At 69.8% G+C, this 14301-nt stretch carries 13 protein-coding genes; 7 read left to right on the top strand and 6 right to left on the bottom strand.

Annotation, left to right across the window (positions count from 1 at the left end):
• Nucleotides 1-46: 46 nt before the first annotated feature.
• A complete protein-coding gene (locus ACIBEJ_RS15180) occupies nt 47-766 on the bottom strand; it encodes a methyltransferase domain-containing protein (protein ID WP_397183317.1) in 720 nt (239 codons plus the stop codon).
• 149 nt (nt 767-915) lie between these two features.
• Here ACIBEJ_RS15180 and ACIBEJ_RS15175 point away from each other — a divergent pair, with 149 nt between their 5' ends.
• Nucleotides 916-1827 (top strand): DUF3068 domain-containing protein, encoded by a 912-nt coding sequence (locus ACIBEJ_RS15175; RefSeq protein ID WP_397183316.1) that lies wholly within the window; start codon nt 916-918, stop codon nt 1825-1827.
• A 167-nt stretch (nt 1828-1994) separates the two neighbouring features.
• The gene (locus ACIBEJ_RS15170; protein WP_397183315.1) at nt 1995-3098 is read left to right on the top strand and encodes an NAD(P)H-dependent flavin oxidoreductase; all 1104 of its coding nucleotides are present in this window, start codon (nt 1995-1997) and stop codon (nt 3096-3098) included.
• Here the strand turns inward: ACIBEJ_RS15170 and ACIBEJ_RS15165 are convergent.
• From ACIBEJ_RS15165 to ACIBEJ_RS15145, 5 genes are all read right to left on the bottom strand, one after another.
• Entirely contained in the window at nt 3085-3486 is a 402-nt protein-coding gene (locus ACIBEJ_RS15165) for a hypothetical protein (protein ID WP_397183314.1), read from the bottom strand. The genes ACIBEJ_RS15170 and ACIBEJ_RS15165 overlap by 14 nt on opposite strands.
• A 38-nt stretch (nt 3487-3524) precedes the next feature.
• Nucleotides 3525-4433, bottom strand: a complete 909-nt coding sequence (locus ACIBEJ_RS15160; RefSeq protein ID WP_397183313.1) for an RNA polymerase subunit sigma-70 — start codon at nt 4431-4433, stop codon at nt 3525-3527.
• 60 nt (nt 4434-4493) lie between these two features.
• Nucleotides 4494-5303 (bottom strand): crotonase/enoyl-CoA hydratase family protein, encoded by an 810-nt coding sequence (locus ACIBEJ_RS15155; RefSeq protein WP_397183312.1) that lies wholly within the window; start codon nt 5301-5303, stop codon nt 4494-4496.
• Nucleotides 5304-5350: 47 nt separating this feature from the next.
• Nucleotides 5351-5980 (bottom strand): class F sortase, encoded by a 630-nt coding sequence (locus ACIBEJ_RS15150; RefSeq protein WP_397183311.1) that lies wholly within the window; start codon nt 5978-5980, stop codon nt 5351-5353.
• Nucleotides 5981-6050: 70 nt separating this feature from the next.
• A complete protein-coding gene (locus ACIBEJ_RS15145) occupies nt 6051-7808 on the bottom strand; it encodes a hypothetical protein (RefSeq protein WP_397183310.1) in 1758 nt (585 codons plus the stop codon).
• Between the two features lie 288 nt (nt 7809-8096).
• Here ACIBEJ_RS15145 and ACIBEJ_RS15140 point away from each other — a divergent pair, with 288 nt between their 5' ends.
• From ACIBEJ_RS15140 to ACIBEJ_RS15120, 5 genes are read left to right on the top strand one after another with little or no spacing between them, the layout of a single operon-like run.
• Nucleotides 8097-9641 (top strand): acyl-CoA synthetase, encoded by a 1545-nt coding sequence (locus ACIBEJ_RS15140; protein WP_397183309.1) that lies wholly within the window; start codon nt 8097-8099, stop codon nt 9639-9641.
• Nucleotides 9631-10527 carry a Zn-ribbon domain-containing OB-fold protein gene (locus tag ACIBEJ_RS15135; protein ID WP_397183308.1) on the top strand — a complete coding sequence of 299 codons (897 nt, stop codon included), beginning with the start codon at nt 9631-9633 and terminating at the stop codon, nt 10525-10527. Before ACIBEJ_RS15140 ends, ACIBEJ_RS15135 begins: the two co-directional genes overlap by 11 nt.
• Nucleotides 10527-11510, top strand: a complete 984-nt coding sequence (locus ACIBEJ_RS15130; protein ID WP_397183307.1) for a lipid-transfer protein — start codon at nt 10527-10529, stop codon at nt 11508-11510. The genes ACIBEJ_RS15135 and ACIBEJ_RS15130 overlap by 1 nt, the downstream gene beginning before the upstream one ends.
• Entirely contained in the window at nt 11510-12658 is a 1149-nt protein-coding gene (locus ACIBEJ_RS15125; protein ID WP_397184309.1) for a thiolase domain-containing protein, read from the top strand. The genes ACIBEJ_RS15130 and ACIBEJ_RS15125 overlap by 1 nt, the downstream gene beginning before the upstream one ends.
• Nucleotides 12658-14232, top strand: coding sequence for an acyl-CoA synthetase (locus ACIBEJ_RS15120; protein ID WP_397183306.1), 1575 nt, complete (start codon nt 12658-12660; stop codon nt 14230-14232). The genes ACIBEJ_RS15125 and ACIBEJ_RS15120 overlap by 1 nt, the downstream gene beginning before the upstream one ends.
• The last annotated feature ends 69 nt before the right edge of the window (nt 14233-14301 follow it).

Below are 14301 nucleotides of genomic sequence, written 5' to 3'. Positions count from 1 at the left end.
GGGGTTTGGGGGGTGCCGGCTACCAGTTTGTCTGCCGGGGGCTTTCTCACGGGCGTTTCCTCAGGACGAGCACCAGGTTCCACGTTGCGAACTCCCTGACGATCGGGACCTTCAGCATCGGGCGGTACCACCAGGGCAGGTAGCGGGGGAGGGCATCCACGAGGTCGACCTCCCTGGCCGTGCGGGCCCAGTGGAGGCCGGCGGCCACCGAGACCGGGTAGAGGCTCTCCCCGTAGAGGTTCTTGGGGGGCTTGCCGTGTTTGTGGTGGTATTTCTGGGCGGCCCGCTTCCCGCCCAAGTAGTGCCAGGGGGACGTCTCGTGCCCGCCCCACGGCGACAGCCAGTTCGTGTAGGCGAGGAAGATCAGGCCGCCTGGGCGGGTGACGCGCGCCATCTCCGCGGCCATCCGCCAAGGGGAGGGCACGTGTTCCAACACGTTCGACGAGAAGCAGACGTCCACGCTGCCGTCGCGGAACGGCAGGTCCATCGCGCTGCCCAGCAGCCCACCGCCCGCCAGTTCGCCCGCGTTCACGTCCACGCACACGCACCGCGCGCCCCTGCGGCGGAACTCGCGCGCGAAGTACCCGGGCCCGCCGCCCACGTCGAGGACCGTCCGGCCGTCCAGGTCGGCGTACCGGACGAGCTGGGCGGCGGTGTCGGCGGCCAGCGTCGTGTAGTACGCCTCCCCGTCGCTCTGCTCGGCACGGAAGGCGCGGAACAGCCGTAAGGACCGTGCGAGGTCGGCGCGTGCCGGAGTGTCTGCCATAACCCTGTCTCCCATAACCCCACCCACGTTAGAACCTGTTTCTATCGATTTGGTTGCGGCTCTATACCGCCCGGTGACGCATGTCACTCACTGTCATACTTTGGTGCCCTAGCGCCGGGCCATACGACAACACGTTCTAGGAGCCGTTGATGGGTCGCATTTCCACGCTCGTTCTCATCGGGGTCGGAGCGTTCTTCATCGCATTAGCCCCGCTGGTGAAGTTCTGGGCGGCGGAAAAGATCATCGCCGCCCCGGCGAACCAGTTCGGCATCACCCGGCTGACGGCGACGGGCGCGCAGTACTTCTCCAAGCAGGACCTCAAGGTCCTCACCGCCGACCTCGACATCATCGTCACGACCCGCGGCGACGTGAAGGAGTCCAAGGACGACGTGGTCGTCTGGGACGAGGCCACGGTCGTCAACGACGTGACCAACCGGCGTCCCCAGATCGACCTGTCGGACCGCCGCAGCGCCTTCGACAAGTACACCGGCGCCGGCGTGAACTGCTGCGCCGTCAACGTCAAGAAGGCCCCGGTCACCCTTGAGGGCCAGATCTACAAGTTCCCGTTCGGCGTGGAGAAGAAGACCTACAAGGTGTTCAACTCCAGCGTGCAGAAGGCCTTCGACGCCACGTTCGTGCGCGAGGAAACGGTGAACGGCCTGCCCGTCTACGTCTTCGAGCAGCAGATCCCCGCCACCAAGACCGAGACCCTGACCGCGCCGGCCTCCGTGCTCGGCATGACGGAGGAGGGCGACGTCCAGGTCGACCGCTACTACGACGGCAAGAACACCTTCTGGATCGAGCCGGCCACCGGCGCGCCGGTCAAGCAGGAGCAGCAGCGCCACGAGGTGCTGAAGACGCAGGACGGCGTCGAGCGCTCGCTGGCCTTCGTGGCCACGGCGAAGATGACCGACCAGACCGTCAGCGACCTGGTCTCCAGCGCCCAGAAGAGCAAGAGCCAGATCAACCTGCTGCAGAACATCATCCCGCTGGTGCTACTGATCGTCGGGATCGCCTTCGTTCTCGTGGGCGTCCTGGTGGGCCGCCGCGCCGACCGCTGACCCAGGTTCCGAAAAGGCCCGTCCCCGAATGCGGGGGCGGGTCTTTCGTTTTCGCCACGAAGCGTAGTTAGAACACGTTCTTGCAAGATGTTACCGGCCAGTACCGACGACATGTTCTAGAGTAGAACGTGTTGCAATTTACGTGAAGTCGGGATTAACGTCAGGCCATGCGGACCCGTGTCACCGAGATGTTCGGGATCGAACTGCCGATCTTCGCCTTCAGCCACTGCCGGGATGTCGTCGCCGCGGTCAGCCGGGCGGGCGGCATGGGTGTGCTCGGCGCCCTCTACTTCACGCCGGAAGAGCTCGAGATGGAGCTCAACTGGATCGACGGCCACGTGGACGGCAAGCCGTACGGCGTGGACGTGGTCATGCCCGCCTCCTACGAGGGCGCGGACTTCGCGCCCGAGGAGCTCGTCGGCAGGCTGCAGGGGATGATCCCCGAAGCGCACCGCAGCTTCGTCGAGAACCTCCTGCAGCGCCACAACGTGCCCGCGCTGGGCTCGGCCGACGCGGGCAAGGTGCTGCTCGGCTGGACGGACGCCACCGCCAGGCCGCAGGTCGAGGTGGCGTTGCGGCACCCGATCGCGCTGCTGGCCAACGCCCTCGGACCGCCTCCGGCCGACGTCGTCGAGCTGGCGCACCAGCATGGCGTCAAGGTGGCCGCGCTGGCCTCCACCCCCCGCCACGCGCTCAAGCAGGTGGAGGTGGGCGTCGACGTCGTGGTCGCGCAGGGCACCGAGGCGGGCGGTCACACCGGGGAGATCTCCACGATGGTGCTGATCCCGCAGGTGGTGGACGCGGTGGACGTTCCGGTCCTGGCCGCGGGCGGCATCGGCAACGGCCGCCAGATGGCCGCCGGGATGGCGCTGGGCGCGGACGGCGTGTGGACGGGCTCGCTCTGGCTCACCGTCGAGGAGGCCGACACCCCGGCCATGGCCAAGGCGCGCATCCTCGAGGCCACCTCGCGCGACACCGTCCGCTCGCGCAGTTGGACGGGCAAGCCCGCCCGCCTGCTCAAGAACGAGTGGACCGACGCCTGGGAAGCCGCGGACTCCCCAGGGACGTTGCCGATGCCGCTGCAGTTCATGCTGGTGTCGGATGCGTTGCGGCGGATCGGGAGATCCGACGCCGCCGAGCTGGCCACGTTCCCGGCGGGTCAGATCATCGGCATCACCAACCAGGTCCGGCCGGTCAAGGAGGTGATGTTCGGGCTGGTCGAGGAGTACGTCGAGGCGATCGAGCGGCTCGACGGGATCACGGAACCCTGACGGAGACCGAGTCGTACCCGCCGCCGCCCGGGTAGTGCCAGGCGCCGGTCAGGGTGTTGCCGTCGGCGCTGAACGTGCCCCGGTAGTAGGCGGGCGAGCCCTTCTCGCCGCCCCAGATCGTCAGCGTGTCGCCGTCGAGTTCGTAGACGTAGTCGTAGGTCTCGCCGCCGGAGCCGTAGTAGCGGGACTTGACCTCGTCGCCGGGCTTGTCCGCGCCGAACGGCATCTCGCGCCCGATGACCTCCATGCCCAGCACGGGCCCGGTCTCGCTGTCCATCGCGATGTCCTGGATGAGGAAGTTGCGCCCCTCCATCCAGCGGTAGGTGACGGTTCCGGTGGTGCCGCCGGAGACTTTCCAGGTGCCGATGAGCCTGTCGTAAGCGTTCATGCCCTTATGACCGGGAGGCCGGGAAAAAGGAATCGGTCTCAGTCGTAGATTTTTTCCGGCAGTCCGAACGTCGGCAGCGTCTCGGGCCCGAACGTGGTGATCTCGGCGATGAGGCCGTCCTCGACGCGCAGCACGTCGAGGTTGACCGCGGTGAAGAACTCCTCGCCCGGCCGCCGCACGTAGTTGGCCACCGCGGGCATCCTGTTCGCGGTGGTGGTACGCGCCCGCCACTCGCCCCACGCCTCCTGGCCCGCCATGACCGGCGACCACATGTCCAGGATCGCCTGGCGCCCCGGGAAGAACTGCATCGACGGCGGCATCGCCTGCAACGCGTCCTCGCGCAGCAGGGTCGCCAGCGTGCCCATGTCCGCCTTCATCGACGCCTCGACGAACCGCTTGAGCACGACTCGTTCCTCGGCGCTCGGCTCGGTGGCCGCGGCCCAGTCGCTGCGCCGTTCGGGAAGGTGCTTGCGCAGCGTGGCCCGGCCACGCTGGAGCGCGCTCTTGACGGACGGCACCGTCATCTCCAGCGACTCCGCGGTCTCCTCGGCCGGCCAGCCGAGCACGTCGCGCATGACCAGCACCGCCCGCTGGCGCGGCGGCAGGTGCTGGATGACCGCCAGGAAGGCCAGCTCGATGGTCTCCCTGGCCACGGCCAGCTCTTCGGGAAGCTGCTGGTCGGGATACGGCTCCAGCCACGGCACGTCCGACATCGGCGCCTCGGACAGCACCACTTCCTTGCGCCTGCCGAGAAGGTCGAGGCAGACGTGCGTCGCGATCTTGTAGAGCCAGGCGCGATAGGTGGAGCGGCCCTCGTAGGTGTCGGCCCCGCGCCAGGCGCGCAGCATCGTCTCCTGCACCGCGTCCTCGGCCTCGGTGTAGGAGCCGAGCATGCGGTAGCAGTGGACGTGCAACTCCCGCCGGTACCGCTCCGCCTCCTCCACCATGCGGCCACCCTACCGGCCGTCCTTTTCCGACCGGAACGACCGTGACCAGGCCGTCGGCGCTCAGGTGCCGTGGTAGGTGGCGGGGCGCTTTTCCTTGAAGGCCCGGGAGCCCTCGCGGGCGTCCTCGGAGCCGATGACCGGCCAGCCGTACTCGTCGGAGACCTTCAGCGCCTCCGGCTCGGCCAGGCCCAGTGTGTCCCGGTACGTGCGCAGAATCGCCTGTACGGCCAGCGGCCCCGACGCCGCGATGTCGTCGGCGATCTCCCTGGCCACCGCCAGCGCCTGGCCGTCGGGCACCACCCGGTTCACCAGGCCCATGGCCAGCGCCTCCGAGGCGGTGACGGAGCGGCCGGTCAGCAGGAGGTCCATGGCGTGGCAGTACGGGATCTGGCGCGGCAGGCGGATCGCCGCCCCGCCCATGGGGAACAGCGCCCGCTTGGCCTCGAACAGCCCCAGCGTCGCCGACTCGGCCACGACGCGCAGGTCGGTGCCGATGAGCAGTTCGGTGCCGCCGGCCACCGCGTAGCCCTCGGCCGCGCAGACGATCGGCTTGGTGGGCAGTTCCTCCCGCAGCAGGCCCTTCCAGTGGAAGTTGGGGATCTGCGCCGCCCGGGCCTGGACGTCCGGGTCGCTGGACGGCCGACCCATGGCCTTCAGGTCGGCCCCGGCGCAGAACGTGCCCTCCGCGCCGGTCAGCACGGCCACCCGTACGCCCGGCTCGGCCGAGACGTAGGCCCAGGCCGAGGCCAGGCCGATCAACATGTCGGAGGACAGGGCGTTGCGGGCCTCCGGCCGGTTCATGGTGACGACCACGACGTGGCCGTCGCGTTCGATCCGGCAGTGCGGGGTGCTGATCGGCAGGAGTTCCACGGGGCGACCTCCGTAGGCAGGCGCTGAAGTATCAAGCGCTTGCTAGGTTACACGGTGAGGTGCGCGTAGACGATGACGTTGTCCTCGTAATGGCCCGTCGCGGGGTCGAAGGCGCCGCCGCAGGTCACCAGCCGCAGTTCCGCCGCCTCTGTCGCCCCGTACACCTTCTCGGTGGGGAAGGCGTCCTTGTCCACCCGCTCCACCGCGTCCACGGCGAACTCCGCCACCGAGCCGTCCGCGCGCTTCACCGCGATCGTGTCGCCCTGTCCGAGCGTGCCGGCCTTGTGGAAGACCGCGGGCCGCCCGTGCGCGTCCACATGCCCCAGCAGTACGGCCGGCCCCATCTCACCCGGCGTCGGCCGGTGCCGGTACCAGCCCACCAGTTCGGGACGCTCCAGCGGCGGCACCTCCACCGACTGGTCCGGATTGAGCCCCACCGGCTCGATCGGCGCGTCCTTCACCCCGATCCTCCCGATCGAGACGCTGACCGGCTCCGACCGCTTCATGGCCGTGTCCGCCTCGGCGAACATCGGCGCCCGCTGCGGCGCGGCGACGGCCCCGGCCGGCTCGGCCGCCCGCGCGGGCGCGGGCTCGCCCTTGAACGAACCGGCGACCGCCAGGCCGCCGGAGAACACCAGCACGGCCGCCGCCGCCTGGACCAGCGTGCTCCTGATCATGACTGTCCCCCGGATAGTCGGCGAAGGAGAAAAGGGGGTACGGCCCGCGAGCCGTACCCCCAGGAAGGGATCAGCTCTCGTCGGTGCGGCGGCGCACGAACATGGCCGAGCCCGCGACCAGCATGCCGCCGAGCGCGACGCCGCCGTAGCCGGGGTTGCCCTCGGGCAGGCCGCCGCCGGTGTCCGCGCCGCCCTTGGGCGTCAGCGTGAAGCCGCTGGCCCGGTAGCGGGGCTTGACGGTGAGCTTCGCCCAGTCGGTGGCGCCGTTGGCCAGCTTGGCCTTGAACCAGTAGGTGCCCGCGCGGGTGCTGGAGGGCACGTGGAACTTCTTGGCGCCCACGCCCGACTTGCCGACCTTCACGGTGAACCGCTTGCCGGACGGGTCGGTGATCGTCGCCTTCGTCGCCTTGCCGAACGACGAGGTGGCCACGACGGCGGTGAACGAGCCGCCCGCGTAGACCTTGTTCGGGTCGAGGATCAGGGCGAGCTGCGTGTGCGGGTGCTTCTTGACCACGGTCAGGCGCGCGGAGGTGCTCTGCCCGCTGTCCAGCGCGGCCCTGACGGTGTAGCCGCCGGGTCGCGTGCCCTTGGGCGAGGTCAGCTTGACGTGGGCCTCGCCCCAGGCGTCGACGCGCACGACGTGCTTGCGGCCGGCCGGGTCGGTGATGGTGACCCGGGCGCCCGCCTTGACGTTCGTGGTGGTGACGCCGGCGTAGTAGCTCTGGCCCGCGACGATCTTGTTCGGCGACAGGTCGAGCTTCAGGCCCGTCACCGGCACCGGCTTGACCGGGCTCTTCACGGTGATCGTGGTGGAGGCGGTCCCCACGGTACGGCCCGCGGCGTCCTTGAAGACGACGTCGACCGGGTGGACGCCGGGCTTGGCGTCCGGGCGGATCGGCACGGTGCCGGTCCTGGTGGTGCCGAGCGTCATGTTCTCGGTGATCTTCGCCCAGAACGCCGGCGACTCGATGTAGGCGTCGGCGGCCTTGCCGGTGATCGTGTAGGAGACCTTGTCGCCGGGCTCGGCGGCGCTCGGGGTGACCGCGATGCCGTACTTGACCTCGGCCGCCTTCTCGACGGTCAGGGTCGTGCGGGCGTAGGAGCCGTCGGCGAAGTGGGCGTCGACCGCCTGCTCGCCGTAGGCGTCGGAGACGCGGACCTGGAAGCGGTACTCCTTGTAGCCCGCTGGAACGTTCCAGGAGCCGGGGGAGAAGGCGCGCGAGGTGATGGCCTTCACGTCGGGGCCGTCCGACTTGACGCTCACGTTGACGATGTCACCCGGCTTGGCGGTGGACCGGTCGACGGTGATGCTCGTCTTGGCGGCGGCCTCCTTCCGCACGGTCAGGACCGCGCGGGCCGAGGAGCCGTCGGCGAAGTGGGCGTCCACCGGGTGCTCGCCGGGGTTGTCGGCGACGCGGACCTGGAAGCGGTACTCCGTGCGCTTGCCCGGCACGTTCCATGACGGCGGGTTGAAGCCGCGCGAGGTGATGGCCGTGATGGCCGCGCGCGTAGAGGTGACCGAGACCGTGATGACCTCGCCGGGCTTGGCCGTGGTGCTGCTCAGCGAGATGGAGCCCTTCTGCTCCACCTCCTTCTTCTCCGGAGCCTCCTTCGTGGATGCCGAAGGTGACGGCTTGGCCGACGGCTTGGCGGAGGGCTTTTCTGAGGGCTTGGGCGTCTCGGCGGGCTTCTCGGCCGGAGCCTCGGGAGACGTGGTCTCGACCGGGGCGACGGGGAGGTCCGTGGGGGTGTCCGCGAGAGCCGGGCTCGCGGTGAGTACGGCGAGGCCGAGGGCACCGGCAGCCGCCAAGGACTTGTTGAAGCGCATGTTCTCCCAATCGATGAGGCGGCGCGGGGTTCAGGAGACCCCCGTGCTCGGGAACACGCCGCCTCGCGACGAACATCATCTCGCAACGAAAGTGACAGAAGTGCCCAAAGTGGACATATGCCAAGTTTCTTGACTATTTCATTACGTCTGGGCATCTAAGCGGTCAAATCGGTAACTGTAGCGGAGTCGTGAGGCGGGCGAGACTCCTGTGAAATCAAGCGCTTGCTCGGGGCTTCGATCGCGCGTTACGCTCGCCTGAAGCTCTACCCCCCGACACGAGGGAGCGCGATGGGCACGCTCGGATTCTGGCGGCTGGCGCAGGCGGATCCCGACTGGATCGCCGCCGTCGACCCCGACGGCACCGAGCATCGGGCCGGTGACCTCTTAGCCCGTTCCAACCAGCTCGTCCACGGCCTGCGCGAGCTTGGGCTCCAGCCGGGCGACGGCATCTGCGGCCTGGTGCCCAACGGCGCCGACGGTCTCGTCCTCTACCTGGCCGCGCTCCAGGCGGGCTGGTACTACACCCCGGTCAACTGGCATCTCACCGGCCCCGAGATCGCCTACATCGTCGAGGACAGCGAGGCCAGGGCCTTCTTCGTGCACCCGCGCTACGCGGCCGAGGGCACCAGGGGCGCCGAGGTCATCGAGCCGCACCGCCGCTTCGCCGTACAGCCGATCGAGGGGTTCCGCCCGATGGACGAGCTGACCACGGGTCAGCCGGCCACGGCGCCGCAGGAGCGCACGGCGGGCGCGACCATGCACTACACCTCGGGCACCACCGGCAAGCCCAAGGGCGTCCGGCGGAAGCTGAGCGGCCTGGACCCCGACGACGGCGCGGAGCTGATGACGTTCCTGCTGACGTTGTTCGGCATCACGCCCGGCCGGCCCAACGCGCACCTCGTGACCGCGCCGAACTACCACACCGCCGTCACGCAGTTCGGCGGTACGGCGCTGCACATGGGACACACGCTCGTCTACATGGACCGATGGGACGCCGAGGAGACCCTGCGGCTCTGTGAGCGCCACGGCGTGACGAACTCCCACATGGTCCCCACCCACTTCAAGCGGCTGCTCGCGCTGCCCGCCGAGACGCGGGAGAAGTACGACCTGTCCTCACTCAAGTGGATGATCCACGCGGCGGCCCCCTGCCCGGTCCCGGTCAAGCACCAGATGCTCGACTGGTGGGGCGAGGTGGTCTACGAGTACTACGCCGCCACCGAGGGCGGCGGCACGCTGGCCACCCCGCAGGACTGGAAGGCGCACCCGGGCACGGTCGGCAAAGCCTGGCCGATCAGCGAACTGCTCATCGTGGACGACGCGGGTGAGCCGGTGCCCACGGGCACCCCCGGGACGATCTACATGAAGATGATGGGCGTCGCCTTCGAGTACAAGGGCGATCCCGAGAAGACCGCGGCGAACCGCCTCAAGGACCACTTCACCGTCGGCGACATCGGATACCTGGACGAGGACGGCTTCCTGTTCCTCTGCGACCGCAAGGCCGACATGATCATCTCGGGCGGCGCGAACATCTACCCGGCCGAGATCGAGAACGAGCTCATGATCCACCCGAAGGTCGCCGACGTGGCGGTCTTCGGCATCCCCGACGAGGACTGGGGCGAGCAGATCAAGGCGGTCGTGGAGCCCGCCGACGGCTGTGAGCCCGGCCCCGAGCTGGCCGCGGAGATCCTCGCCTCGCTGGAGGGACGGCTGGCGCGGATGAAGTGGCCCAAGACCATCGACTTCATCGAGGAGATGCCGCGGGAACCCAACGGCAAGCTCCTCAAACGCAAGCTGCGCGCGCCCTACTGGGAGGGACACGGCCGTGCCATCTGAGCCCCTGGTCGCCGACCACGTCCTGGAGTTCCCCGGCGGATACACGCGGACGACGGGTCCGGTCATCGGCAGGTTCCTGACCGAGCTGCGCGACGGGCGGATCGTCGGGGTCCGCACGGCGGAGGGCAGGGTGCTGGTGCCGCCGCTGGAGTACGACCCGGACAGCGGCGACCCGGTCACCGGCGAGTACGTGGAGGTCGGCCCGGCCGGCACCGTCACCGCCTGGACCTGGGTGGAGACGCCGCTCGAACAGCATCCGCTGGACCGGCCCTTCGCCTGGGCGCTGATCCGTCTGGACGGCGCGGACACGGCGCTGCTGCACGCGGTGGACGCGGGCAACGCCAAGGCGCTGGAGGCGGGCACGCGGGTGCGTCCCGTCTGGAGCACGGCCCGCCGCGGCCACATCACCGACATCGCCTACTTCGCGCCCGAGGTCACGAAGATCGTCTCGCCGGTGAAGGCCGCGTACAGGATCACCGCGAGCCGGTCGCTCACCCACTTCCTCGAAGGGATCAGGCGCGGCGTCTTCACCGGCTGCCGGTGCACGACCTGCGACAAGGTGTACGTCCCCTACCGCCTGTCCTGCCCGGAATGCGGGAACGCGATCACCGACGAGGTGGAACTGCCCGACACCGGCACCATCACCACGTTCGCCATCAACAACCTGCCCGACCCGCGCGCCCCCGAGGTGCCGTTCGTCTCCGCCTACATCCTGCTGGACGGCGCGGACATCCCCATGATCGCCCTCGTCGGCGGCGTCCCCGCCCACGAGGTCCGCCAGGGCATGCGGGTACGCGCCGAATGGGTGCCCGAGGCCGAGCGCACCCTGTCGATGTCCAACATCCGGTGGTTCACCCCCACCGGAGAACCAGACGCGGAGCTCTAATGCGCGATGTGGCCGTCGTCGCCTTCGCCCAGACCCACCACACCGACCACGACACCGGCGTCTCGGAGCCGGAGCTGATCCTCCCGGTCATCGACGAGATCCGCGAGAAGACCGGGCTGCGCGCGTTCGGCTTCACCTGCTCGGGCAGTTGCGACTACCTGGCCGGCGCGCCGTTCTCGTTCGTCTCCGCGCTCGACGCGCTCGGCGCCTGGCCGCCGATCTCCGAGAGCCACGTCGAGATGGACGCCGCCTGGGCGCTCTACGAGGCGTGGGTGCGCCTGCAGCACGGCGACGTCGACACCGCGCTGGTCTACGGGTTCGGCAAGTCGTCGCTCGGCGACCTGCGCACGATCATGACGCTCCAGCTCGACCCGTACTACCTCGAACCGCTCGGGCTCGACCAGCTCTCGATGGCGGGCCTGCAGCGCTCGGCGCTGGGCGCCTCGGGGAAGGAGCTCGACGAGATCGTACGGCGCAGCCGTACCGACGGGCGGGCGAACCCCTACGCGCTGGACCTTCCGCTGGAAGGCGACGAGCCACCCATCACGGACGGCGCCGCGGCGCTCGTCCTGGCGGCCGGGGACAGGGCGCGGGAGCTGTGCGAGCACCCCGCCTACATCAGGGGCATCGCACACCGGATAGAACCCCACTACCCCGGCATGCGCGACCTGTCCCGCTCGGCCTCCGCCGCCGACGCCGCCCGCGCGGCGGGAGTCGGCAAGGGCCGCGTCGAGGTCGCCGAGCTGCACGCCCAGTTCGCCCACGAGGAGATCATCCTCAGGCAGGCGCTGGAACTGCCCGCCGAGACCGTGATCAACCCCAGCGGCGGCCCGCTCGCCGCCAACCCCGTGATGGCCACCGGCCTGATCCGCATCGGCGAGGCCGCCGGGCACATCCTCGACGGCCGCGCCGCCCGCACCGTCGGCCACGCCGCCGGCGGTCCCTGCCTGCAGCACAACCTCGTGACCGTCCTGGAGGCATGATGGGCAACTCTTGCGCGGTGATCGGCGTCGGCCAGACGCACTACACCACGAAGCGGGGCGACGTCTCCATCGCCGGGCTGGTGCGCGAGGCCGCGCTGCGCGCCCTGGAGGACGCCGGGCTGACGTTCAAGGACATCGACGCCGTCGTCATCGGCAAGGCGCCCGACTTATTCGAGGGCGTGATGATGCCGGAGGCGTACCTGGCCGACGCGCTCGGCGCCGCGGGCAAGCCGATGATGCGCGTGCACACGGCCGGATCGGTCGGCGGCTCCACCGGGCTGGTCGGCGCCTCGCTGATCCAGGGCGGCGTGCACGACCGGGTCCTCGTGGTCGCCTTCGAGAAGCAGTCGGAGTCGAACGCCACCTGGGCGCTGTCGACGCACCTGCCGTTCAACGCCTCGCTGGTCGTGGGCGCGGGCGGCTACTTCGCCCCGCACATCCGCGAGTACATGCGGCGCTCCGGCGCCCCCGAGCACATCGGCACGCTCGTCGCCGTCAAGGACCGTCAGAACGCGCTGAAGAACCCCTACGCGCACCTGAAGATCCCCGGCATCAACCGCGAGATGGTCGAGTCCACGCCCATGCTCTGGGAGCCCATCCGCTACCTGGAGACCTGCCCGTCCAGCGACGGCGCCTGCGCGATGGTGCTCGCGTCGGAGTCGGCCGTGACCGGCACGCCCGCATGGGTCCACGGTACGGCGATGCGCTCCGAGCCGATCTTCCGAGCCGGTCGCGACACCGTGAACCCACAGGGCGGCAAGGACTGCGCCGCCGACGTCTACCGGCAGGCCGGCATCAGCGACCCGCGGCGCGACATCGACGTGGCCGAGACCTACGTGCCGTTCTCGTGGTACGAGCCCATGTGGCTGGAGAACCTCGGCTTCGCCGCCGAGGGCGAGGGATGGAAGCTCACCGAATCCGGCGCGACCGCCCTCGACGGCGACATCCCGTGGAACGCCTCGGGCGGCGTCCTGTCGTCCAACCCGATCGGCGCCTCCGGGCTGATCAGGTTCGCCGAGGCGGCCCAGCAGGTCCGGGGGATGGCGGGGGAGCACCAGGTGGACGGCGCCAGGCGGGCGCTCGGCCACGCGTACGGCGGGGGAGCCCAGTTCTTCGCGATGTGGGTCGTCGGACGGGAGAAGCCCTGATGGAGTTCAACCACGCGGACCTGTTCGAGGCGCTCACCGACCGCATCGGCGAGCGGGTCGCGCTCGTCTGCGGCGACCAGCGCCGCACCTACGCCGAGCTGGACGCCGAGGCGAACCGGCTGGCGCACTACCTGGAGAGCCTCGGCGTCGGCCCCGGCCAGCACGTCGGGCTGCACCTGTACAACGGCGTCGAGTACGTCGCCGGGCTGCTGGCCGCGCTCAAGCTGCGGGCGGTGCCGATCAACGTCAACTACCGCTACGTCGAGGCCGAGCTGCTCTACCTCTACAACGACTCCGACATCGTGGCGCTGGTCTACGACGTGGAGTTCGCCGGGCGGGTGGCGGCGGTGGCGCCCCAGGCGGCCAAGCTGCGGCACCTGATCTCGGTGGGCGGGCCGGCGGCGGGGGCGGTGCCGTACGAGAAGGCGCTGGAAGGGCAGCCGGAGACGCGCGGCTTCCCCGAGCGCAGCGGCCAGGACGTCTACATCATCTACACCGGCGGCACCACCGGCATGCCCAAGGGCGCGATGTGGCACGTCGAGGACCTGTTCATGGCGTTCGGGGGCGGCAATCCGTACGGCGAGCCGCGCGCGACCCCGCAGGAGGTCGTCGAGGAGGCGGTCAAGGCCAACCCGATGGTGATGATGGCGGCGCCTCCGCTGATGCACGGGGCGGCGCAGATGGGCACGTTCATCGCCTGGTGGATGGGGGCGACGATCGCGTACGTGCGCAGGTTCGAGGCCGAGGAGGTGTGGCGGACGGTCGAGCGCGAGCGGGTGTTCACCATGAACATCACCGGCGACGCGATGGCCAGGCCGCTGGCCGAGGCGCTGGCCGGCGGTTCCTACGATCTGTCGTCGTTGTTCGTGATCAGCTCGACCGGCGCGATCCTCAGCGGGTCGGTCCGCGACCGGCTGCAGGAACTGCTGCCGAACGTGATGATCCTCGACAACTTCGGCTCCACCGAGTCCGGCTACACCGCCTCGGGAGTGGCGGGCTCCACGCCGGAGAAGGGGCTGCGCTACCAGCCGAACGCCACCGCCAACCTGGCCGTGCTGGACGAGAGCCTGAAGCCGGTCCCGGAGGGGCGGCTCGGCACCGTGGCCAAGTCGGGCAGGGTCGCCTTCGGCTACTACAACGACCCGGAGAAGACCGCCCGCACGTTCGTCACCGACGCCGACGGCACCCGCTGGCTGCTGACCGGCGACCTGGCCACCGTGGACGCCGACGGCACCGTCAACATCTTCGGCCGCGGCTCCCAGTGCATCAACACCGGCGGCGAGAAGGTCTTCCCCGAAGAGGTGGAGGCCGTGCTCAAGGGGCATCCGGCGGTCTTCGACGCGGTCGTGACCGGGATACCGGACGAGCGCTGGGGCAGCAGGGTGGCCGCGGTGGTCGAGCCCAGACCGGGTGTCGAGGTGGCCCAGGCCGACCTCGACGCGCACTGCAGGGAGCGGCTGTCGAGCTACAAGGTGCCGCGGACCTACGCGTTCGTCGAGGAGATCGTCCGTTCTCCCGCGGGCAAGGCCGACTACCGCTGGGCACGCGAGACGGCCGAACAGGCGTGGCGGTGACGGCCATCGCTCCAGGGCCTCTATAGAGTGCCATGGCCCCCCGATACCGCCATCTATGTCGGGGGAAGA

Source organism: Nonomuraea sp. NPDC050790, from assembly GCF_044456745.1.
Lineage (GTDB): Bacteria > Actinomycetota > Actinomycetes > Streptosporangiales > Streptosporangiaceae > Nonomuraea.
Note: the sequence above shows the minus strand (reverse complement) of the source record. Positions and strands in the feature narration are given on the sequence as shown.